Annotated in this window: 21 protein-coding genes and 1 pseudogene; 4 read left to right on the top strand and 18 right to left on the bottom strand. The window is 44.1% G+C overall.

Annotated features, from left to right (window positions below):
- Positions 1-212: 212 nt before the first annotated feature.
- Positions 213-278, top strand: a pseudogene (locus ACNKW2_RS05285) (GlyGly-CTERM sorting domain-containing protein); the annotation flags it as partial.
- A gap of 24 nt (positions 279-302) precedes the next feature.
- On the opposite strand, the gene ACNKW2_RS05280 reads toward ACNKW2_RS05285, so the two are convergent.
- The 6 genes from ACNKW2_RS05280 to ACNKW2_RS05255 form a co-directional block, all read right to left on the bottom strand.
- Complete coding sequence (locus ACNKW2_RS05280; protein ID WP_419147608.1) at positions 303-1,310, bottom strand: isocitrate dehydrogenase; 1,008 nt, start codon at positions 1,308-1,310, stop codon at positions 303-305.
- A 196-nt stretch (positions 1,311-1,506) separates the two neighbouring features.
- Positions 1,507-3,198, bottom strand: a complete 1,692-nt coding sequence (locus ACNKW2_RS05275) for a hypothetical protein (RefSeq protein WP_419147607.1) — start codon at positions 3,196-3,198, stop codon at positions 1,507-1,509.
- On the bottom strand, positions 3,198-3,584 hold the full coding sequence (locus tag ACNKW2_RS05270; RefSeq protein ID WP_419147606.1) for a DUF3192 domain-containing protein: 387 nt from the start codon (positions 3,582-3,584) through the stop codon (positions 3,198-3,200). The genes ACNKW2_RS05275 and ACNKW2_RS05270 overlap by 1 nt, the downstream gene beginning before the upstream one ends.
- 100 nt (positions 3,585-3,684) lie before the next feature.
- On the bottom strand, positions 3,685-4,458 hold the full coding sequence (gene xni / locus ACNKW2_RS05265) for a flap endonuclease Xni (protein ID WP_419147605.1): 774 nt from the start codon (positions 4,456-4,458) through the stop codon (positions 3,685-3,687).
- A 9-nt stretch (positions 4,459-4,467) separates the two neighbouring features.
- Positions 4,468-5,811 (bottom strand): nucleotide 5'-monophosphate nucleosidase PpnN, encoded by a 1,344-nt coding sequence (gene ppnN / locus ACNKW2_RS05260; protein ID WP_419147604.1) that lies wholly within the window; start codon positions 5,809-5,811, stop codon positions 4,468-4,470.
- Between the two features lie 30 nt (positions 5,812-5,841).
- Positions 5,842-7,374 (bottom strand): GGDEF domain-containing protein, encoded by a 1,533-nt coding sequence (locus ACNKW2_RS05255; protein ID WP_419147603.1) that lies wholly within the window; start codon positions 7,372-7,374, stop codon positions 5,842-5,844.
- 176 nt (positions 7,375-7,550) lie between these two features.
- Here ACNKW2_RS05255 and ACNKW2_RS05250 point away from each other — a divergent pair, with 176 nt between their 5' ends.
- Positions 7,551-9,329 (top strand): M61 family metallopeptidase, encoded by a 1,779-nt coding sequence (locus ACNKW2_RS05250; protein WP_419147602.1) that lies wholly within the window; start codon positions 7,551-7,553, stop codon positions 9,327-9,329.
- Positions 9,330-9,455: 126 nt separating this feature from the next.
- On the opposite strand, the gene ACNKW2_RS05245 is transcribed toward ACNKW2_RS05250, so the two are convergent.
- The 11 genes from ACNKW2_RS05245 to hisG all read right to left on the bottom strand — a co-directional run bounded on the left by ACNKW2_RS05245 (position 9,456) and on the right by hisG (position 18,777).
- The gene (locus ACNKW2_RS05245; protein WP_419147601.1) at positions 9,456-10,004 is read right to left on the bottom strand and encodes a YkvA family protein; all 549 of its coding nucleotides are present in this window, start codon (positions 10,002-10,004) and stop codon (positions 9,456-9,458) included.
- A gap of 157 nt (positions 10,005-10,161) precedes the next feature.
- Positions 10,162-10,953 carry a glycosyltransferase family 25 protein gene (locus tag ACNKW2_RS05240; protein WP_419147600.1) on the bottom strand — a complete coding sequence of 264 codons (792 nt, stop codon included), beginning with the start codon at positions 10,951-10,953 and terminating at the stop codon, positions 10,162-10,164.
- A 143-nt stretch (positions 10,954-11,096) separates the two neighbouring features.
- Positions 11,097-11,606, bottom strand: a complete 510-nt coding sequence (locus ACNKW2_RS05235; protein ID WP_419147599.1) for a hypothetical protein — start codon at positions 11,604-11,606, stop codon at positions 11,097-11,099.
- A gap of 158 nt (positions 11,607-11,764) precedes the next feature.
- Positions 11,765-12,376, bottom strand: a complete 612-nt coding sequence (gene hisIE / locus ACNKW2_RS05230) for a bifunctional phosphoribosyl-AMP cyclohydrolase/phosphoribosyl-ATP diphosphatase HisIE (protein ID WP_419147598.1) — start codon at positions 12,374-12,376, stop codon at positions 11,765-11,767.
- Positions 12,370-13,146, bottom strand: a complete 777-nt coding sequence (gene hisF / locus ACNKW2_RS05225; protein ID WP_419147597.1) for an imidazole glycerol phosphate synthase subunit HisF — start codon at positions 13,144-13,146, stop codon at positions 12,370-12,372. The genes hisIE and hisF overlap by 7 nt, the downstream gene beginning before the upstream one ends.
- Complete coding sequence (locus ACNKW2_RS05220; RefSeq protein ID WP_419147596.1) at positions 13,128-13,862, bottom strand: 1-(5-phosphoribosyl)-5-[(5-phosphoribosylamino)methylideneamino] imidazole-4-carboxamide isomerase; 735 nt, start codon at positions 13,860-13,862, stop codon at positions 13,128-13,130. The genes hisF and ACNKW2_RS05220 overlap by 19 nt, the downstream gene beginning before the upstream one ends.
- Positions 13,863-13,871: 9 nt before the next feature.
- Positions 13,872-14,462, bottom strand: coding sequence for an imidazole glycerol phosphate synthase subunit HisH (gene hisH / locus ACNKW2_RS05215; RefSeq protein ID WP_419147595.1), 591 nt, complete (start codon positions 14,460-14,462; stop codon positions 13,872-13,874).
- Positions 14,459-15,520 carry a bifunctional histidinol-phosphatase/imidazoleglycerol-phosphate dehydratase HisB gene (hisB, locus tag ACNKW2_RS05210; RefSeq protein WP_419147594.1) on the bottom strand — a complete coding sequence of 354 codons (1,062 nt, stop codon included), beginning with the start codon at positions 15,518-15,520 and terminating at the stop codon, positions 14,459-14,461. Before hisB ends, hisH begins: the two co-directional genes overlap by 4 nt.
- Positions 15,517-16,584, bottom strand: coding sequence for a histidinol-phosphate transaminase (hisC, locus tag ACNKW2_RS05205; RefSeq protein WP_419147593.1), 1,068 nt, complete (start codon positions 16,582-16,584; stop codon positions 15,517-15,519). Before hisC ends, hisB begins: the two co-directional genes overlap by 4 nt.
- Before the next feature lie 2 nt (positions 16,585-16,586).
- Positions 16,587-17,873, bottom strand: a complete 1,287-nt coding sequence (gene hisD / locus ACNKW2_RS05200) for a histidinol dehydrogenase (RefSeq protein ID WP_419147592.1) — start codon at positions 17,871-17,873, stop codon at positions 16,587-16,589.
- Positions 17,874-17,877: 4 nt separating this feature from the next.
- Entirely contained in the window at positions 17,878-18,777 is a 900-nt protein-coding gene (gene hisG, locus ACNKW2_RS05195; RefSeq protein ID WP_419147591.1) for an ATP phosphoribosyltransferase, read from the bottom strand.
- A gap of 334 nt (positions 18,778-19,111) precedes the next feature.
- Here hisG and ACNKW2_RS05190 point away from each other — a divergent pair, with 334 nt between their 5' ends.
- Entirely contained in the window at positions 19,112-19,354 is a 243-nt protein-coding gene (locus tag ACNKW2_RS05190; RefSeq protein ID WP_419147590.1) for a hypothetical protein, read from the top strand.
- Positions 19,355-19,527: 173 nt separating this feature from the next.
- Positions 19,528-20,487, top strand: a complete 960-nt coding sequence (locus tag ACNKW2_RS05185; RefSeq protein WP_419147589.1) for a calcium/sodium antiporter — start codon at positions 19,528-19,530, stop codon at positions 20,485-20,487.
- A gap of 219 nt (positions 20,488-20,706) precedes the next feature.
- Here the strand turns inward: ACNKW2_RS05185 and ACNKW2_RS05180 are convergent, their stop codons facing one another.
- On the bottom strand, positions 20,707-23,118 hold the full coding sequence (locus ACNKW2_RS05180; RefSeq protein WP_419147588.1) for a PAS domain-containing hybrid sensor histidine kinase/response regulator: 2,412 nt from the start codon (positions 23,116-23,118) through the stop codon (positions 20,707-20,709).
- Positions 23,119-23,164 lie beyond the last annotated feature (46 nt).

Here is a 23,164-nt window from a genome sequence, read left to right as displayed (position 1 = left end):
AGTTGAAATAAATGTTGCATGACCATTACCTGTTATATTTGACTGTTAACTAGCCTACACAGTATTGAATAGTAATTCCAGTTAATACCATTTCAAATAATGAAATATAGCATTTCAATTTAAAATAAACTTTCCTGTGAATTTTTTATTCTTTTATGAAGGGTGTGGGCATTGCCATTTAAACTGTAGAACTAAAAAGAGTTTAATGAGGAGGAAGTATGAGTTTCGTGATGGCACTAAGTGTGCTGGTGGGCTTTATAAGAAGGCGGTACAAATAGGTACCGCCAAAGCTCTGACTTTTATTATAGGTGTTCAATTACCGCTTGAGTGAAGTCAGTTGTACCATGGCTGCCGCCAAGGTCACGGGTTGTGCGGTCACCTGTTTTAATTACATCCGCTACTGCCGCACGGATCTTCTCTGCTTTATCCGCTTCGCCTAGGTACTCTAGCATTTGGATTGCAGCTAGGATCACAGAAGTTGGATTAGCTAGGTTCTTGCCTGCGATGTCTGGTGCACTGCCGTGAACCGCTTCAAAAATTGCAGCGTTACTGCCAATGTTAGCACCTGGAGCCATGCCTAAACCACCGACTAGACCAGCACACAAATCTGACAGGATATCACCAAATAAATTAGTGGTAACAATCACGTCAAATTCTTCAGGAGTCATAACTAATTTCATGCAGGTTGCATCAACAATCATTTCTGCTGATTCAATCTCTGGATAACGCTCACCTACTTCACGAGCCACTTTTAAGAATAGGCCTGAGGTCGACTTAAGGATATTGGCTTTGTGTACCGCAGTTACCTTTTTGCGACCTTCACGTTTAGCCAACTCGTATGCAAAAGTTACGATCTTCTCGGCACCTTCACGAGTGATTTTGGACATGGCTTCCGCTTCGTTGCCGTCTTCTGACACTACTTGACCTAGACCTGAGTACATGCCCTGTGTGTTTTCACGAACCGTGATGATATCAATGTCATCATATCGTGCTTTAGTACCCTCAAAAGATTTAACCGGACGAACATTGGCATACAAACCAAAGTGCTTACGAAGTGTTACATTGATTGAAGTAAAGCCTTCACCTACAGGAGTCGTTAATGGGCCTTTTAGGGTGATTTTATTACGCTCAATCGCTTCAAGCGTGGCTGGTGGTAGTAACTCACCGGTTTTTTCTAACGCAGCAAGGCCGGCGTCTACGTATTCATAGTCATAGTCACAACCAACGGCTTTTAAGATCTCAATTGCAGAATCAATAATGCTTGGGCCAATGCCGTCGCCACGGATAACTGTAATGGTTTGCTCTGCCATGTTTTTTCCTTTATCAAAAGTAGTGTTACACCCAAGGGTAAATGCTGTCTAAGTGTAGTATAAATAGCGTTGGGTGTGTGCTCGCTTGTTTAAGCCGCGTTTTATAGCAATTAATTTCGCCTTATTCCAGTATGGAATGATAAATAATCATATCTTATATTTATGCTTATTATTGATTCTATTTATAGAATAAATATCAGCCTATATGTGAATAAAAACCCGCCTCTTGGATGGCATTAGCAAAGGATTTATCATCGTCAAAGCGACTGTCTGCAATTACTTCAGTCATCAACTGCTTTTGCCAGCTACTTGGCTGCCAATCCGGAGATAAAATCTGCATCAGTTGCAACTTAATAAAAATAAAAGGCTTGGTTTGTGAGTTTGCTTGTGAGCGAGCGTTTAACTCGCTGTCGAGCAGTGCTTTATGTAAGATGCTGCCGTGAAAATATTGCTCAGTAAAATCCGTAAGCTGATCTTTGTTAAGTTGCTGAATGCCAAATAAGTGAGCAATGGATATGGCCTCATCGGAGAACTCTTTAAGTTGTTTGGCCATGGTGTGCTGCACTTCAACCCCTTGCTTTAATACAATAAAAGCAACCACTGCAGCAAAAGGAGAGAGTAAACGTTCAAACTCTTCACCATAATTATCACCTACATACAGCGCAATTAATTGGGTTAATTGGCCATATTTATGCAACACATCTTCACTAAAGGGAAGTTGCTGCGCCGTCATCACCTGCTCTAATAACACCCGTTGTGATAATAACCCCGCAGCATCAAGCCCAACCATAGCCAGCGAGTGGCGAACTGAGGAAGCCTTGAGGTTTTCTCTGTTATATTGTCTAGCAGCCACTTGAATAGCACGGCTGACGCTATCAAATTGGCTTATTAGGTTTTCCAGCGCGCGGAAACTTTGAAAATGACTCTGCGATAAAGCCGCAACGGCCTGCAATAAATGACTCTGATCGATCCCAAAAGGCTGTTTCGTTTCTAATAATGCCCGTTGCCACACTTTAAAGCTTAGTTGTGGACCACTGACGGTAGTGCAGCCACAGTGAAAGTCAAAACGCCGATTGGCTTTTGCCAATTTTCGCGCTTCATCATTTTCAATTATCGCAAGCAATTTTTCTTTGCCGCTAACATGAACTAATAAGCCGGTCTGCTGATTAAGCTGGCAGAGCAATGCAGCTGGGTGCTGAGCGAAACGTTGTGCTATGGCACTGAGTATTTTCAATGCAAAGCTATAATGTTGATTGCAATATAAAAGCTTAATAGCTTTATCGAAAGCCAGTTGTTTGGTTTTGGCATTGGGCGTAATAAAAATGGCCAGTCGGTGCGCGACGGCAACCACTAAAGAGGCATGATCGTTAAAACGATGATGGCTAGAAGAGACCAACCTAGCATCATAGCTGGTTAACCGTGACAACACCCGTAAGCATTGTAAATTTGGCGTGTTGGCATCGGCGAGGATTTTTACGGCAAACTGATGACGCCGAAGCCAGAGTTTTTCTTGTTGTGGGTTTAGCTTTTTGCCTGCAGCCCGTTTGTCACTTTCCTTGGCGACACATAAATAATCGGCAAAACTGGCCAACAATAATTCTTCCGTGACTTCACGAGAGTACTTGAGGCCGTGGCAAGCCATGCAGACCAGCACATTTTGGTTGATAACCAAATTGCTACTGTAACCTAAATCTTTACTGTATAAACCCAATTGCGCATGCATGGCACCGGGTGCCGCTTCATAACAGTCAATGTAAAGCTGAGCAAGCTTGACTAGGGTAGGGTAAATGGTTGGCCACTTTTCTTTATGGTAATAAAGACGCAATACTTTATGAGTGCCAGTGGCGATTGCGGCCAACGTTCTGCTGACAGAAAGACGTTTATCCATTAGTTCGACGCTTTATCAAAAGCAACTCGTGCTCCTGGCCCCCACAGTTTCAGTACGTTGTTTTCAAACAACATACCCGTACACTCATCCTCTGTGGTAATGCCGTCAGGTTTCACCAATTGGGTGCGATAGAACACGATTTGTAAAACCTCGCCATCCACCTTTTTTACATAGGTAAGATCTGGGCTGCCGAGCGTGTCTAAGACATCCGCTAACTCAGTTTGCTGTTCTAAGCTCAGGTTTTCTATAAAACGATTATTAAATGCCTCACGGTCTTGCCAAATCATCGCCTGTGGATCGTCTTTGTAGTAATTGATCACTAGAAATACCACAGTGACGTATACCGCCAAGCCAAGAAATATGTACTGTAAAATTTTTCTAATCATCTCACTACTCAGTTTGCTAAGGCATGGCCTTAGTTCCACTTATTTACCACCATCACTGCCAGCCTAACCGACTCTGTTATGCTGGGCAACGACTATGCGATTAGCTAACACGGAGGTCTTTGAGGCTGAAGCCTAATTCGATGTCTTGTCGCAAAGTCACCAAGGCTAAACTCACAACAAAGTCATTGCCACCAGCTTGCAATTTGCCTCGCTGCGATTCAGTGAGTTGCTCGGCACTGAGCATAGCATCATAGTCATTAAAACGTGCTAACAATTCTTTAGCTGTTTTTATACCAATACCACTGACCCCAGGAATATCATTGGTTCTGTCACCACTTAAAGCCCAAAATAGCGTTAGCTTTTCTTTGCTTACCGAGAAGCGACTTTTGACATCCTCGCTGGTAATGAATGATTTTTTAAAATGATCGTAAACGCTTATCTGCTCACTCAATAGTGGTAAAAAGCCTTTATCTGTGGAAACCACGGTGGCGGCAATTCCAGCCTCAGCGGCTTTACTCGCCAAGGTCGCGATAACATCATCGGCTTCATCATTATCCGGGGAAAAACTGCTCACCCCGGCGGCGGCAAACGCAGCCATAAACCGGTCGAGGTTGTTTTTTAATGTCTCAGGCATAGGTTGACGATTCATTTTATAGTTAGGATAAAACTCATAACGCCAACTACGCTCACCATCAAACACTGCAACGGCATGGCTTGCAGCCATTTTATTAAGTAGTGAACGCACCGCCTGCTCAACCCGCAGACAACAGGCTTTAAGGTGCGCCTCTTGCTCTGTTGCGGATTTTGGCTCATGAACAGCATAGATGCGCCGAATTAGGTTGAGCGCATCTATTAATAACAGCCTTGGTTTCATGGTAATGACTTAGGCTTTAATCTCATAGCAAGGAACATATTTGCTGCCTGGTAGTTTCATTCTACCTTGGGCAACAAATGCGCCTAGCAATTTATCCATGTCTTGCATCAAGCTTTTGTCTCCGCTTAGGGTATAAGGCCCATGGTTACGAATGGCGTTTATGCCTTCGTCTTTGACATTACCCGCTACAATACCCGAAAATGCTCGGCGCAAGTTGGCCGCCAATAGCTGCTTAGGCTGCTCTAAATGCAAGTCCAAAGCGGCCATGTTTTCGTGGGTTGGGGCGAATGGCTGTTGAAAATCATTATCAATTTTGAGCGTCCAGTTAAAATAATAGGCGTCGCCTTGATGCTTACGATATTCTCGCACTGGGATCATCGATTGCTTTAACTTCTGTGCTACACGCTCTGGGTCATCAATAATCACTTCAAACTTCTCTAATGCTGCTTTGCCAAGGGTCTTTTCAATAAAAGCGCTCAGCTCTTGGAAATACGCCGCAGACTCTTTAGGACCGGTTAAAATCACCGGAAGGTGCTGTTTCTGGTTTTCTGGGTGAAGCAAAATCCCGAGTAAGTACAACAGCTCCTCGGCAGTACCCGCGCCTCCTGGGAAGATGATGATGCCATGAGCAACGCGAATAAAGGCTTCGAGACGCTTCTCAATGTCTGGCAATATCACCAACTCATTGACGATAGGGTTAGGTGGCTCAGCCGCAATAATGCTTGGCTCGGTCAGGCCGAGGTAGCGGTTGTTGGTAATACGCTGTTTCGCATGACCTATAGTGGCCCCTTTCATTGGCCCTTTCATTGCTCCAGGGCCACAGCCTGTACAAATGTTTAAACCGCGCAACCCCAGTTGGTAGCCTACTTGTTTCGTGTATTTGTATTCGGTTTCGTTAATTGAATGGCCGCCCCAGCAGACAATCATGTTGGGGTCTTTATTCACTTCTAAGGCGTCGGCATTTCTGAGCATATCAAACACCATGTGCGTGATTGCTTCAGCAGACTCGCTTGTACCCTGGTATTTTTGGCAAATAAATAAAATATCGCGAATAACCGAGAAAATATGTTCATGGATCCCGGTGATTATCTGACCATCAACAAAAGCGGATTCAGGTGGGTTATCTAACGCTATTTTTATGCCACGCTCACGGGCGAGCAGTTGAATATCAAAATTTTTATATTTATCGTAGATTTCGGCACTTGAGTCGGTGTGACTGCCGACATTTAACACCGCTAATGCACAGTTTCTGAATAGCCTATAACGCTCACTGGTGGTCGACTGTTGTAGTAAATCCACCTCTAACTTTGATAATAAATTCAACACCCCAGTAGGGTTGAGTTCTACTCGCATCGGCTTACTCCTTGTGGTTATGCCAAGCGTTTATTTGAGACAAAGCCTGTCTCTACCGCTATTCTTTGCTTCATAGAGGGCAGCATCAGCACGGTCAAAGACCGTTAAGCTAGTATCGCCTTGCTTAAATTGTGTTGCCCCAAGAGAAATAGTAATGACTACTTCGTTTTCTTTAAATTTGAATGGTATTGATTTGATGACTTGCCTGACTTTTTCAAGTGGCTTTTGCGCATTATTGAGCGACATGCCAGGCATCAATAACACAAACTCTTCTCCACCATAGCGGGCAATAAAGTCACTTTTGCGAATGGATTTTCGCAAAGCTCTGGCAATGACTTGCAGTGTTTTATCCCCTGCACTGTGACCGTACTGGTCGTTGATGGATTTAAAGTGATCGACATCGATTACCACTAGGGTAATGTCACTTTTATTCACTGCAAACAAATGCAGTTCTTGATTTAAACGCTCATCAAACGCGGCGCGATTAGGCAGCTTAGTCAGACTATCCAATAAGCTTTTGTACTTTTGTTCATTTAAGCGCCGCTTATAGCTGCTGACCTTGGACTCCAGGGTATTAATTCTATGGTTAATGGCATCAAATGAATCCAACAAGGCTTCACGCTCATTACGCTCTAATTTGTCGCGCTCAATAAGTTCAGCACTGAGTTGTTTCAGTTCGTTATCTACCAGTTGTTTGAGTTCAGTGATGGATTGTGCACTTTGAGTTTTCTCATTCAACGTTTGAATCTTGTTTTCAATGCGCTCATTGAGGGTAGCTAACTCTTTCGAAGTAGACTTTGAACGCGCCGTGGTTTCCACCACTGAACGGTGCAGCTCTTCTAAGGTTTGGTTCAACGACACCAAAAAGCCCTGCGCCGATTGCCGTTCTTTGGCGATGGCATCGGCTATGATTTTTATTACTTGGGCTGCGCAATCATAGAGGTTTTCTAGGCTGTCATTGGCCAAAATACTACTGCGGATCTCACTGACTTGCTCCAGCATTGACTCTTCAAAAATAAGCTCATTGATCAGGGCCAGTAAATCCGAGGCCAAGTTTGGGAAGTTACCCGCTAAGGTATCCTCAGATACTTCAACTTTCGACTGTAAAACTTGATGGTATATGCTGACTAAAGCTTCTAAAACGGGAAGAAAACCAGTTGTAGAATTAATATCTTGTAATTCACTATCGAGTATTGTGCGCAATTTGCGTCTGGCATCATCCGGCACACCCTTTACTTTTTGCAGTGATCGTCCACTTTGCTGAATAGCTTGCACTAATGCACGATGATTGGCGTTATTGGTGCTTTCTTGTTGTTTTAACGGTTCCGATATATTTTCGATAAGTGGGACTAGGTGTTCAAAATCTACGCCTTTGTTTAAGGCGCTGCGAAACTTTGCCAGCTGATTATCCAGTGAAACGTCCTGACCTTTACAAGCAAGAGAGAGTTTTGACACAAACTGAGTTAATAATTCTATTTGTTGTTTTCTAGCATCCTCGAGCGTTTTTCTAGCTGCAATCGCTTGATTGAGTTTTTGCTCGAGTTTTACGGCGTTGTCAGTCACGAAATTCCAGTCTTTTATTAATATCTTAGTCTATAAGTCTACAACAATTTACGACATTGTGCGCGATATTTTAACGGCGTAAAGTATCGGATTGTAACGGCTGTTCATCGATATTCATTAGCGCCACTTGAGGCTATCTGCTAGATTGCCAAAAAATAATAAAGCACCTCAAAATTATGAAAAAACCTTTTCTCAGTCTATTAGGGATGATAGCGCTCAATGCTTATGCCACGGTCGAATACAAAGTGTCATTCGATCAACCTGAGCATCACCTTGCTAACGTCGAAGTGACCTTCCCAAAAACAAGCCAGGCCAGTTTGGATATTAAACTGCCTGATTGGCGCACAGGTCGTTACGAAATTTTAGATTTGGCTAACGGCATTCGCTTTTTCAGTGCCAGCACTGACGACAACCAGCCATTGCAATGGCAAAAAATAGATAAAAACACGTGGCGTGTCCACCTTGAGGAGTCAACCCAAGTCAATGTTGAATATCAAGTGTATGCCAATGAACTAGGCTTACGGGCACGGCATGTGGATGATAGCCATGCGTTTATCGATGCTTCAGGCTTTTTTATGTTCAGCGACGCTTTTCGCAACGAGCCGGTGACGGTGGAATTAGCTGTTCCTAGCGGTTGGCGTTCAGTCTCTGGTATGCAGTATGGCGATACAAAACACAGTTTTAAGGCTGAAAATTATGACATCTTACTTGATTCGCCAATTGAGACGGGTATCAACCAACTACATAAATTCAGCGTTGACGATCGTGACTACGAGCTGGTGATTTGGGGTGAAGGGAATTACGACGTAGAAATGATGATTTCGGACCTGAAAAAATTGGTGCAAACGGGTTCGCTTATTTGGCACCAATACCCCTACCAACGTTATGTCTTTATGGTTCATGCCACCAGCGGCGCAAGAGGGGCTACCGAACATTTAAACTCCACTATCATTCAACGCCACCGTGACAGCTTTAAAGAACGTGACGATTACGTTGGCTTTATGGCCACTGCAGCACATGAGTTTATCCATACCTGGAACGTTAAAAATTATCGCCCAGCTGGGTTAGTGCCCTATGATTATGTTGCGCCTAACTACACAGACTTATTATGGCTGGCTGAAGGCTCTACCAGTTATTTTGAAGATTATTTACTGCTTAGCGCCGGGATCACCAGCAATGATGAATACCTAGACATGCTTACCAAGCGTATCAATCGTCACCTTGAAACACCAGGACGCACAGTACAATCGGTAGCCCAAAGCAGTTTTGATAAATGGATCAACCAAGGTGGCGATCACGGCCACAACTTCAGCACCAATATTTACTCTGAAGGCGCTTTGGTGTCCATGGCATTAGATCTTGATTTATTAATCCACTCAGAAGGTGAAATCAGTTACCGCGATGTTCACCGCGAGCTATATAAACAACACAAATTGCCAAACAGCTTCACCAGTGAGGACGTTAAAGCGATTTTAAAACAACTGTCTGGTCGTGACTACAGTGATTGGTGGCAACAGTACGTTGATTCTCCGGCAAAGATTGATTTTGCTGGGTTACTGCAAAAAGTAGGGCTGAGCTTTGCTTATCCACAAGACAGCCAAGTAGTGGCAGGCTTTGATGGCAAAGCAAGCAAACTGGGTGAACTTCTGCAACTGCAACGCGTTGCTAAAGATGGCAATGCTTGGCAAGCGGGCCTGACAGCGGGCGATCAAATAGTGTCCTTCGATAGGCACCATGTACGTGATACGTTAGCCGCCAGCTTGGAGCATTTTACTCCGGGGCAAGTGGTTACCGTACACTTTATTCGTCGTGATAAATTAATGACTACCGAGATAACCTTGGCAACCAAATATGATAAGCCAAGAAAAGTTACTCCAGTGACCACGCCAACGGCTTCACAACAACGCCTTTATCAAGCTTGGATGGGAGTTGCACACCCACACGCAAGCAAGTAAACCGAATAGATAAACTAAGCAAAGGGAAGACCAACTATCATTGGCTTCCCTTTTTTCGTATCTAGGTGTTCTCGATTTTGTTTATTTGCTCTTGTTACTGAGCCTTTGTGGCCAATATAACAAAGATTACATAATACGAGAGAAGAATCTTGAACGGTTTTTCGTGCGACCACGGCGCATAGAAGAACGGATTTGCGAGCGGGTACCCGCCAACCAGCTTTCACGGTCTACCTTGGCATCTTCGCCACGGCGCGCCTCTTCGGTGGCTCTAAAACCACAAAATTCACGGTATGCTTTAAGGTCTAATGACAACTCTTGAAGCACAAGCTCAATCATAATGGCATCATCAATGAAGCCTAATACCGGAACATTATCCGGAACAATGTCTTCTGGTTCACTGAAATAGGCAAGAGATGCCATGATTTCACGCTTTTCATCTTCAGGCATTTGCCACTCTTCATCAAGCACAGCATCGATTAAGGTTTGAAGGGACAGCAAACGAGTGCTGACAAATTCAGGTAAGTTGGATTTTTCCATCGATGCCACCAGCTCTCTGGCTTTAGCTATGATTTCGCTATCGCTCATTTGGCTATTTTTTTCAATCGCCGCTTTCATCATGCCGCGAAAGTGTTCTAAATCTGCATCTGATAGTTCAAAGTTTATTTCGATAGACACTAGAGTGCTCCCTCAACGTTATTATTATCAATGGATTAAACAAAAGTTACACATTTTGCAATAATCTTAAATATTAGCATATCTTCGTTATAAGTCTTGTTTAATTTAGCCTTTTTGCAGTCCAGTCTCTAGTAAAAAATCACATTATTTTTACTGCTTATTGATGCAAGTATGCTTGGTATTTAACGCGGTTCTGAGCTTGATAATGGCGGTTGTAAATAAACTTTCTGATCTGAAGCCACTGCTTTTTAAAAAAACGGCCACTTTTGGATTTAGGGTCAGACTGAGCAGCAATGGTACTTGCAAAATTAGTTCCCTGAAGCACTGGGTGCGGCTCTAACATGAATATGTCGAGATCTTTTTCCCAAAAATACTGTAAGTCGGTGTCAAAAGGTCTACCAAAAGGCACTGCGGCGGCTAAGATTTTTTTGGCGCCATCAAGGCTGATTAAATGGGCACATGCTCCCGTCGACACTTTGCGTTGGCTTACCAGCTGCTCACCACTGGGCAATGGAATAGCAAAATCGCTGTGATAGCTTTTTTTGCCATAAGGAGCGAGCTTTATCACATCCCACTTAAATGGAATGGTGCGAGGCAAAGATAAACAATCGCGAAACTGAGGCTGCAACTGGAAATCATCTTCAAAAATAAAGGCGTAAGGCAGTTGCCGTGCGACAATCTGCTGCAGCGCTTTTAAATGACTAATATAACAACCAATCTCACCTACACTAAGGGGTCGATAAAACTGCCTAGCATTCAACTTAGCACAGTAATATTGATTTAACTGCTGTGGTGACAGCGCTTTGCCATACACCGCCTCGATACGTTCAAAGGCAATACCAAAGGCCTCAAACTGCTTGCGGGCTGCGGCAAGTCTGTCTTTGCTGCCGGCTAAATTTATTAAAAATAGTTGTGCTTGGTTAGTATACTCAGCGCTATTGTGTACCATGTTTGTCTCGACAAGTGGGGTCGTGTCTAACGACGCTTTGTGTTTGTCGAGTCATATTATTGCCTATGCATGTCACTGTTATGACAAGATTGCGCACCGCCAACTTTTGGCTTTGCGTCCACCACAGTACCCAAACAAAAGGATTATTCGCTGTTGCTTGCTGTGACGTCGAGAGTCAATTGCCAGGGCGACTTTTTACTCAAACTTTGTGCTAAAGATAAGCTGATTGTCGCGCTATTATTTGTGCCATGATATCGAGTCTGATACTTAGGTAATGGCCGTTCTAGCTGTTTTTGCCACTCTCCACCTAAACACTGTGACAAAAGGCTTTCACCATACTGTAGCATGGTCACCGCGTCATCATAATTGGCAAACGACTCTACACAAAGGTACTTCTCGTCAGCGTTTAGCGACGCCACAATTTGGCATTGCTCGCCCACTAAGTGTGCTTTGGCTTGCCAAGATTTTAGCAATTTAGCGTCAACCTCAGCGCCTTTTAAATCAGCAAAGCCAACCTGACTTTGCTTGATAACAACTGCTAGTTTATCGCAACCGTCCAGTTGCGATAGTTGCTGCTGTTGTTTCGGGGTTAGGGAAGAGCAGCCCACTAACACCATGGGTAATATAGTAATAAGCAGTTGCTTTGGGTTCATGTTATTTAATGCATTCAGTCTAAGTATTTCCTAAGCATAATAAAAAATCATAGAAATGCTTGTGTTTAATACAAAACTTAACTGGCAGAGACTGTTAAACCGGGGACGAGTGCACAATAAAGTGGCTGCAGTGACAGCCACTTTATTCGCTCATGCGGTTATTTATGCCGTGAGGCTAGGGTGTTTGCCACCTCTGCTAAGGTTAGACCTTGGCGCTGTAGCAACACAATGAGGTGATAGAGTAAATCAGCAGACTCGTTTAACAATTCTTCATTGTCATGTTTCATCGCCGCCAGGGCAACTTCAACTCCCTCTTCTCCGACTTTTTGACAGCTTCGACTCAAGTCTTTAGCAAACAGACTCGCAGTGTAACTGCTGTCAGGCGAGGCATTTTTACGCTCGGCAATTACTCGCTCTAACTTGCCTATAAAAGCCAGCTCAGGAGTGGCTTCAGCAAAACAACTTTCGCTGCCCAAATGGCATGTAGGACCCTCAGGCTCAGCAAAAATAAGCAGGCTATCAAAATCACAATCGGTATGCACTGAGTGTAACCGTAGCACGTTATTGGAGCTTTCTCCTTTGGTCCAAAGTCGTTGCTTTGAGCGCGAATAAAAAGTCACCAATTGCTTTTCAAAGGTCACGGCTAAAGCGGCTTGGTTCATAAACCCTTGCATTAGCACCGTCCCCGTGGACACATCTTGTACAATTGCTGGGATTAACTCCGACTTGGCAAAGTCTACCTGAGTCATATTTTCCTGAGTAATTAACATAGTCGAGTCGCCACCTTATTGTCGGCTAAAAAGTGTTTTAGTTCTGGAATGTCGATAATACCTTTGTGGAACACACTGGCGGCAAGGGCGCCATCTACATTGGCTTGCTCAAACACATCAACAAAGTCTTGCATACTGCCCGCACCACCGGATGCGATCAGTGGAATGTCACATTGGCTTCTGATATTCGCAAGCTGCTCAATGTCATAGCCTTTTCTAACGCCATCTTGATTCATGCAATTTAACACGATTTCACCGGCACCAAGTTGCTGTACCCGCTCCACCCACTCTTGGGTTTTGTAACGGGTACGGCTGGAGGCATTAGGGTCGCCAGTAAGTTGGTAAACCAGGTATTCATTGCTTTGTGCATCATAAAAGCTATCAATTCCGACCACCACGCACTGCTTACCAAACTCATCGTGCAACTCTTTAATAAGCTCTGGTCTGGCAATAGCCGGGCTGTTGATGGAAATCTTATCGGCACCTTGCTCTAATACACGAGCCGCATCAGCAACCGACTTAATGCCACCGGCTACGCAAAATGGGATTTCAATGTGTCTGGCCACTTCAGCCACCCAATTTACGTCCAACAACCGCTTTTCAACGCTGGCACTGATCTCATAAAACACCAGCTCATCGGCACCAGCGGCACTGTAGCGCTGGGCTAAATCCAAAATATCACCAACGATTTCATGGCCCTGAAACTTTACACCTTTAACCACTTGACCATTTTTAACGTCCAAACAGGGAATTATGCGTTTTGATAACATGCCAACGCCTCCTCAACCGTAAACACCCCTTCAAGTAGCGATTTACCCAGTATTACTCCTCCAGCGCCTTGCTGTGCCAACTGTTCAATATCACTTAAGCTGCTGACACCGCCGGATGCCTGCACCTGAATCTTGCTATTGTGATTAACAATATCTTGGTAAAGCTGGAAAGAAGGACCGGTCATGGTGCCATCTTTACTGATGTCCGTACATAAAAAGTTAACCACACCCTGTTGATAATAATAATCCAGCAATTCAAATAAATCGTGTTCAGCGTCATTCAACCAGCCATGGGTAGCAGGCTGCCACCCTCTGGCAGTTTTGTTAACATCCAGGGCAATCACGAATCGCTCTGGGCCAAATTGAGCAATCCAGTCGCTCACCGTTTGCTGCTGCTCTACGGCCATGGATCCAATCACCACTTGCGCGGCGCCAGCTTCTAACCACTGTGCAACATCCTCCTGACGACGAATGCCACCACCTACTTGGTAAGGAACCGTTAACTGTTGAGTTGCCTGCTGGATCACTTGCCATTGTTTTTTATCTGGATCACGGGCGCCCTCTAAGTCCACCAAATGCAGTTTCTGCGCCCCGGCATCCTGATACTCAAGCAGTCTTGCTTCCAGTTCAAAAGGATAGAATTGTGCGCTTTCGTATTTACCTTGGTAAAGACGCACAATGTTGTTATTTAATACGTCCAACGCGGGAATAATCATGTGTCGTCCTTATAGTTGCCAATTAATGAAATTTTGCAGCAAAGCAGCCCCCACTTTACCACTGCGTTCAGGGTGGAATTGCATTCCAGCGTAATTGTCTTTTGCCACAATGGCCGAGAACGTTTCGCCATATTCGCCACTGACCAAAGTAGACTGGTTTACGGTATGGGCAAAACTGTGGACAAAATACACTTGATCTTGAGCCGTAATACCTAACGCAAGAGGGTGCTGTTGCTGAACCTGTAAGTTATTCCAGCCCATGTGGGGAGCGGTTTGGCCTTGGGTATCGAGTAATTTAACCTGACCTGGTATCTGACCAAGACAGTCAATGCCGCCTTCTTCAGTCGACTCGCACAACAGCTGCATGCCAAGACAGATACCCATCAGCGGCCGCTGATATTCGGCAATAGCCTGATCCCAACCTTGTTGCCGTAAACGCTGCATAGCAACATTGGCGTGGCCAACTCCAGGCAAAATAGCACGATCAAATTGCGCTAGTTTTTCTGGTGCGGTGATCACTTCCGGTGTCACCCCTAAACGTTCAAAGGCAAAACGTACCGAGTTGATATTGGCACAGCCGGTATTGATTATGGCAATCATAAACACCCCTTAGAACTTGCCGTTTGCTGAGATTCGTCCACTGCGATGGCCATTCTAATGGCACGGGAAAAGGCTTTAAACAGCCCCTCTACTTGGTGGTGGGCATTGCCCTGACTGACACTCAGAATTAAGCTTACAGCGGCATTATCAGCAAATGATTTGAAGAAGTGCTCCACCATCTGTACGTCTAAGTCGCCCACTTTTTCACGACTGAAGTCGGCATTTAGCACAAATGAAGCCCGACCTGACAAATCCAACTGACATTCTGCTTTACACTCATCCATTGGCAAAGCAAAGCCATAGCGTGCAATTTTCGACTTGGTTCCCAAGGCTTGTTTAAACGCAACGCCTAAAGCGATACCAATGTCTTCGACTAAGTGATGCTCATCAATATGGAGATCTCCCTTCGCCTGCACGGTCAAACCAATGTTGGCGTGGGTTCTGATCTGATCCAGCATGTGATCAAAAAAGCCCAATCCGGTAGTAATGCTACCATTGGCTTGTTGATCCAAATTGACCTTCACCGCTATTTGCGTTTCTTTGGTATTGCGAACAACTTCTGCTTGACGATTGGCTGTGGTTAATTCGGTCACGATGGCAGGCCAATTATCTTCATAACGTATGCCTTTAATGCACAAATTCTCAGCCAGCTGAAGGTCAGTATCACGGTCACCAATCACCGCTGACTTGCTAAGGTCAACCTTGCCTGAACGCATAAGCTCAGTGAGCAAACCAGTTTTGGGTTTACGACACTGGCAGCCATCACTATCAAAGTGCGGGCAAATAAGCACGTCTTCAAATTGAATGCCTTGGCTGGTTAAAATTTGCATCATTTTATCTTGTGGGGCATCAAAGTCAGGCTTTGGAAAACTGGCGGTGCCAAGCCCATCTTGATTCGACACCATCACTAACTTGTAACCCGCACTTTGTAATGCCAATAATGCCGGAATGACATTCGGCAGTAAGGCGAGTTTTTCAAGGCTATCAACTTGTTTATCCGTTACCGGCTCTTCAATAATGGTGCCGTCACGGTCAATAAATAAATAGGGGGCGCTCATGATACTTCCTTTACTGGTTGGCTTTGCTCTAGCCAACACTTAACTTGTTTTAATTCTTGCTCATTGCCAATCGAGATCCTAAGCCAGTTATCCTGACCGTATAACACAAAGGGTCGCATGATCAGACCTTGCTCCATGGCTGTGGTAATAAATTGCTTGTCACTCAGTTGTAAGGTAACAAAGTTGCCTTCACCCACTAATATTTGAGTGACAATATCGCTTTGCTCTAACCAACTAATCAGCTGCTGTTTGGCGAGATTCAAAATACTCACTTGACGCTGCATTTGGGTAATAGCATTAACGGTTAACGCTTGCTCGGCAATTTGTGCCACCACAACCGAAACTGGGTAAGGCGCGATAACTTTACGAACTGGTGCTAAAACAGTGTCACTGGCAAGCATAAAGCCCACGCGCAATCCAGCCAGAGCAAATGCCTTAGACAGTGTGCGTAGCACCACAATATTACTAAACTCTGCAATTAGCCCTGCAGCCGTTTGCTGGTAACAAAACTCAATATAAGCTTCATCGACAACCACCAAGGCTTGCCCTTGTATGCGTTTTGCTAAAGAGGCAATGCGCTCGACACTTTGCATCGACCCTGTGGGGTTATTCGGATTACAAATAAATACTAATTTAGCACCCGCTGTGGCTGCCACCAGCTCATCCACTTCAAGCTCTGCTAAGTCTTTCTGGCTCAGCTCATTAATGGCAACATTATGGGTATCGGCTGTGACCTTATACATGCCATACGTTGGCGTAAAAATGGCAATACTGTCTTTGCTGGGCTGGCAAAACGTTCGTACAAGTAGCTCTATCCCTTCATCGGCGCCACGGGTCATTAACACTTGTTCGGCGTTGACGTTAGCGTAGTTGGCATAGGCTTCAATAACCGCCTGCGGTTGCGGATCTGGATACCGGTTTAAGTCCTCGAAACGCTGCTCTAATACCTTGTTATAAGGGCTCTCATTGGCATTCAGCCAAGTGGTGCCAGTCAGCTTTTCACTTTTAGCTGAGCTATACGCTTTCAGTTGTTCAATGTTCTTTGGTAACGATATAGTGCTCATTTTTATTTCTCCAAGCGCACTTTCACGGCATTGGCGTGGGCGTCTAAGCCCTCGGCCTCAGCAATAGGCAAAATGGCGGAACTTAATGTCTGTAAGCCAGATTTTGAAATAGTCTGTACCGTATAGGCCTTATAAAAATCCATTAAATTCAAGCTCGAATAAGTTTTAGAATAGCCGTACGTTGGTAATACGTGATTGGTACCAGAGGCATAATCACCAGCTGATTCTGGGCTATAGTCGCCAACAAACACCGAACCTGCGTTTTTAACTAAGGGCAGATATTGCTCAGCATAACGAATTTGTAAAATCAGGTGCTCAGGACCATACTCTCCCGAAATAGCAAACGCTTGGCTTAAATCGGCCACTAAAATCAAACTGCTATTTTCAAGCGCGGCGCGGGCAATGTCAGCACGGCTGAGCGTTTGTAACTGCCGCTCAAGTGCCGCCTGGGTTGCCACTATCGTGCGTTCACAATCGCATAATAGTATCACTTGAGAATCACTGCCGTGCTCTGCCTGAGAAAGTAAGTCTGCGGCAATAAACTCAGGGTTAGCGCCATTATCAGCAATCACTAACACTTCAGATGGGCCTGCCGGCATATCAATAGCAAGACCTGGAACGGATTGTGATAGCAGCTGTTTTGCCATGGTGACAAAGCTATTACCTGGGCCAAATATTTTGTTTACTTGTGGCACGCTCTCGGTGCCAAGCGCCATAGCGGCAATGGCTCCAGCGCCGCCACACTCCACTACCGTGGTGACTCCACAGAGTTTAGCTGCATATAAAATAGCTGGATTGATGCGCTCATCGCCCTTAACTGGGGTGGCTAACACAATGGTGCTGGCGCCACTTAATTGCGCACATACCCCTTGCATCAACACCGATGAAGGCAATGGAGCACTGCCTCCAGGGATATATAACCCCACTGCGGCAATTGCTTGATAGCGCAATTCACAACGCACACCAGGTTGGGTATCAACAACAACCGGTTGTGGCTGCTGTTGCTCATGGAACTTTCTGATGTTGCCATACGCTTGCTCGATTGCCGATTTTAGCTCAGGTGATAATTGCCTTTCACTGTCATCAATTTCTTGCTGTGGAACGACAATCCTTGGGGTTGTACGCTTATCAAATAACTCAGCGTAGTAGAGTAGGGCGTCATCACCGCGCTGTTTAACATTGCTGATTATCTCTTCAACGCTGCTTTTTACCTCCTCGCTCACTGACACAGCAGGTCGATTAAGGCTAGCAGCACGTTCACTGGCAGAGGCTTGTTGCCACACTAGCATGGGATCACTCCATCATCTTTTCAATTGGCATAACAAGAATGGAATTGGCACCGAGCGCTTTGAGCTCTTCCATGGTTTCCCAGAATAAGGTTTCTGAGCTGACCATGTGCAAGGCTACGTAGTCATCGCTGCCAGCTAAAGCTAACAAGGTTGGTTGACCTGTACCAGGTAATAGCTCACACACTTGGTCCAATTTATCCTTAGGAGCGTGCATCATGATGTATTTGCTTTCTTTGGCTTGTTTCACCCCTTTAAGGCGCGGCATTAAGGTATTAATTAACGACAACTTGCTGGTATCAGTTAAGTTGGCATTTTGGATTAAACACGCGTTCGATTCTAAGATGGTATCGCCTTGTATTAGGCCATTGGCTTCAAGGGTGGCACCGGTTGATACCAGATCGCAAATTGCATCAGCCAGCCCAGCGCGCGGTGCAACTTCAACAGAGCCCGTTAGCATAACGACGCTGGCGTCGATGTTTTCACGTTGTAAGTATTGCTTAAGGATTTCTGGGTAGGTGGTGGCAATGCGTTTGCCATTGAACCAAGCTTTGTCTTGCTGGCCAAGCTCTTGTGGCCAAGCCAATGCTAGGCGGCAAAAACCAAAGTCTAGTTTTGAGAGCTTTTTCACTTCAGCGGCTTGGGCATTGCGAACGCGTTCAGCCTGTACTTCTTCAAGGACGTTTTCACCAACAATACCTAAATCGCACACGCCATCCATTACTAGGCCTGGAATATCGTCATCACGCACACGCAGAACATCAATAGGCATGTTGGTAGAGTGTGCAATAAGACGCTGCTCTCTTAAGTTAAGCTTAACACCCAGTTGCTTTAGCAGCGCCTGACAGTCTTTTGATAAGCGTCCTGATTTTTGAATTGCGATTCTTAAACGATTGTTGTTGCTCATAATTTATTTCCTAATTCTTAAAACGAAAAACCCCGAGGCGGAACCTCGGGGCGAAATAAACTTGGACTATTTTGGTCTCGCCGGAGGTTCCTTTAAGGAATAACCCACCAGCGAAATAACTGACAGGTTATCCCGTATGATGATGGTGATGATGAACGGCTGTCAGTGTGATAAACATAATAAAACCTTGAAATTTGTTTACTGTCTAATTGAGTACATTTATAGATAAACATACTAACATGAGTGTTGGCAATCATTTTTTTAACTTATTTAAAGTCTAACTTATAACTGCCGATAATAAGCATATACAACAGAGAGTTATTTGAGGTGAGATATGGATGCGTTTAAGCCCTTTTTAGGGCCAATAGTCAGGCTGGATGTCAGTCACAAGCCGACTTTTCATGTTGCTGGCGTGCAGCACTACAAAGTTGAAAAAGTAAAAAACGATTTAAAAGCCGAAATGGCGTTAAAGCGTCAACAGCAAAAGGAAGATAGAATCCCCGACAGCGATGAAGACCAAGAGGAAAACAAACACCATGAGGAAAATAAAGGCGAAAACTTAGACACCTGGGCTTAATGTTGCGTTTCCCCCACCTACTTTGACCTAATATCGAAACGGTATTTAAGCGATTATACTTTTTGCATTCAACTACAAAGGGACTAACCTGTAGCCTAGGACAGCGCCTGTAAGTCAGCTTTGTTCATACTATTACCTCATAGTCATCAATTGTTTAGATAATAGGATTTGTCATGGTTCTAGCTTCTTTAGCCATCTTGCTTGGCTTACTATTTTTAATTTGGAGCGCGAATAAATTTATTGACGGTGCCTCTACCTTAGCTAGTAACAGCGGCGTGTCGCCTCTTATTATCGGCATGGTTATCGTAGGATTCGGTACATCAGCTCCCGAGGTATTTGTCTCAGCTATAGCGGCATATAAAGGCAGTTCGGAACTGGCGGTGGGCAATGCACTGGGTTCAAATATCGTCAATATTGGTTTAATAGTAGGTATTACAGCAATAATCGCACCGCTGAGAGTGCACTCGGCTATTCTAAAAAAAGAGCTGCCAATCTTATTATTTCTAGTCATTTTTTGCGGCATCCTACTGAAAGACTTTGACCTATCTTTGACAGATTCATTGATATTGTTAACCGCGTTGGCCGCGTTTGTTCTTTGGACAGTGGTTATTGCTCGGCGCCAACCACACGATCAGCTAGCACATGTCGAGGGTATGATCGGTGATAATAATAAAGCAACCAACCTGAGTGCATTACTGAGCCTAACCATTGGGCTTGTGGTCTTATTAATGAGCTCTAGGTCTTTAGTGTGGGGAGCCGTAGAAATTGCTACCATACTTGGTGTCAGTGATCTCACTATTGGTCTTACCGTCGTGGCCATTGGCACCTCCTTACCAGAACTTGCAGCTTCGATTATTGCAGTTCGTAAAGGAGAACACGATCTTGCGGTCGGTAATGTTGTTGGTTCAAATATATTTAATATACTTGCTGTCATGGGGCTGGCAGGAGCAATTCACCCTACTGTAGGGTTAGCAAAAGACATCTTATATCGCGATTGGTTGGCGATGCTATTGATGACGGTTTTATTATTTATTATGGCAATAGGTTATAGGCGAGAAGGTAAAATTAATCGCTTCGAGGGCGCACTGCTGTTATCACTGTACATTGGCTATAATGTGTATTTATTGCTGTAGTAATATTACTGCATCAGTATACACATTAACTCATTGGCAAGTTTAATACAGCGAGCCGTTATTTTGGCCCTGCTTATATCACAATAACGCTCAATAAGCTGATAATTTATTTAATAGAATAGAGAAAATAGTATTGTGCTATGCTGTTAAAATAAGTCGTTTAAAGTAAACCGTTTTGAACTGTCATTAACGTCAAGTACACCAGCTAAAATTGAGGTACTAACAGTGCAAGTTATTATAGTTCTTAAGAAGCCCATATAACAAATTCATGTCTACCGGCTTAGCTAAATGGCTTACAAACCCTTGGTTAAGATAAGTATCTACATCATCTGCCATCACATTAGCAGTAAGCGCAACCACTGGGATCTCGGGGTTGATTTTAGCGATTTCTAGCTGTGCTATTTTACCATCCATCTCCGGCATATGAATATCCATTAGAATTAAATCAAAACGCTCTGTTTTAACCGCATTTAAGGCCTCAACACCATTTTCAACAAGTGTTAAGGTTGCGCAGGTTGCTTCAAGCATGCTCCGAATGACAACTTGGTTTATTTTATTATCCTCTGCAATTAAAATTTTCATACCTTCAAGTGATGGGGCACTCAGAGATTTATTACCATGACGTTTGCTGGTCAGATTGGTTTTCTCTAAGGGTAATAAAACGGTTACTGTGGTTCCACAACCTTCATGACTGTTTAAATCAATGTGACCATTCATTAATTTAACTAAGCTTAGGGTGATCGACATGCCTAAACCCGTACCACCATATTTGCGCGTTGTTGATGTATCGGCTTGGGTGAATCGATCAAATATTTGAGATTGCATTGCTTCAGAGATACCAATACCGGTGTCGATGACTGCAACTTTTAACACACTTTTTCCGTTGTGGTTTTCACTAGCTAGTTTAATTTCAACTGAACCTTGGTTTGTAAACTTAACTGCGTTTGTGACCAAGTTTAAGATGATTTGTCTCACTCTTACAATGTCGCCTATCCAGCCTTCATTAAATTCCTTATCCATTGAGACAATAAGATCTATCGCTTTATTGCTGACCATCGCATCAACGTCATACTTGATTGATTCGATTACCTCTAGCATTGAAAAAGGCGCTTTTTCTATAATTAATCTGCTCGATTCGATTTTTGAAAAATCAAGAATATCATTAATAATGGTCAACAGACTTTGCGCGGAATACGCGGCATTATCAATCACCTTTTTATGACTATGGTTTAAATCAGCATGTTGCAATAATTGCAAGCCACCGAGTATGGCGTTCATGGGTGTTCGGATCTCATGACTCATGTTCGCTAAGAATTCTGTTTTTGCCAGAGCTGCTGATTCTGCCTTGAGCTTTTCAGATTCCAATACTTGTAGGGTGTTGACTCTTTCGGTGATGTCATAATTGACACCCACCACCTTGATGGCGCTTTGTGAGTCATCGAAAATAACTTTGCCATTGGCTTTGATGTACTTAATTTCCCCCCTAGAGCCTATAACACGAAACTGAGTATCGTATGGTGTGTTGTCTCTGATTGCTTTGTCGAGCAGCGTTTTGGCATCATCAATGTCCTCTGGGTGAACGGCGCTTTCCCATGCATCAAATGCCCCAGAAAAGTTGCACTTTTCTACGCAATACAATTTGTACATCCAATCATCCCATTTCAATTCTCCGGTGATCAGATCCCACTCCCACACTCCCATGCCCAATACGTCATTGGCTAACTGTAACCGAATAGACTCGGCCACAGCTCTTTCCCTCATCTGCTTTTCTTTTTGCTCTATCTCTTTGTGGCGAGTGATATCTTGAAACACACCAAATAAACCAACGCATTCACTATTTTGAAAAAGTGGCTTACCCAATGCTTTAACCCAAATAGAATTCCCTTTGTATGTAACTAGCTCAAGTTCGAGATCCCAAGGTTGGCCTTGCTGTATTCCCAGTGACACCGCTTCGGTGATCAGTTGTTGACTTCTTCCAGGTTTGTAAAAGGCGATTCCTGACTCAATAGTTGGCTGGTAATCTTCGGGAGCTTCATGTATGCGTCTCGTCTGTTGACTCCAGGTCACCTCATTGGTCTTCAGGTTCACTTCCCACGTACCGATATTAGCGGTCTTTTCAAGCTCATGTAGTAAGTTGGCCTGCTTCTGCAATTCAGCTTTTTGCTTGTTCTCTTGTTCAATACGTTTAGCTTCTTGCTCTTTTACAGCAGTGATATCGGTGTGTGCGCCTAACATCCTAATAGGCTTACCCAATTCGTCACGAATGGCCAGTCCACGGCAACGGATCCATACCGTATGGCCATTTTTGTGGGTGTATCTGACTATTTGATCGTATGGATGGCTTGGATCACGGCAATGCTTTTCGAAATTTTCTAACGCCAAAGAAAAGTCTTCTTTGTTAATTATATTCTGCCATTCACTCGCAAAGTGTTTCATGTCCTCTGGGCAATACCCTAACGTTTGCCAGAATGTTGGGCTCATCCATTCATTTTCGGGGTTTTCTAGATCCCAAAACCACATGCCATCTAAAGAGGAGCTCTCGATAAAGTCAAAAATTTTATCGTCAGATTTGAGTAACTGTTTAAGCTCTTGATAAAGATAATGCTCGGTGTGCACGCTGGATTTTTTCAACGTTTCTTCTCACTATAATGGAAATGACCCAACCTTTGTCATTATA

Origin of the sequence: Pseudoalteromonas 'SMAR' (assembly GCF_048515945.1) — a bacterium.
GTDB lineage: Bacteria > Pseudomonadota > Gammaproteobacteria > Enterobacterales > Alteromonadaceae > Pseudoalteromonas.
This window is presented reverse-complemented; position numbering and strand designations above follow the sequence as displayed.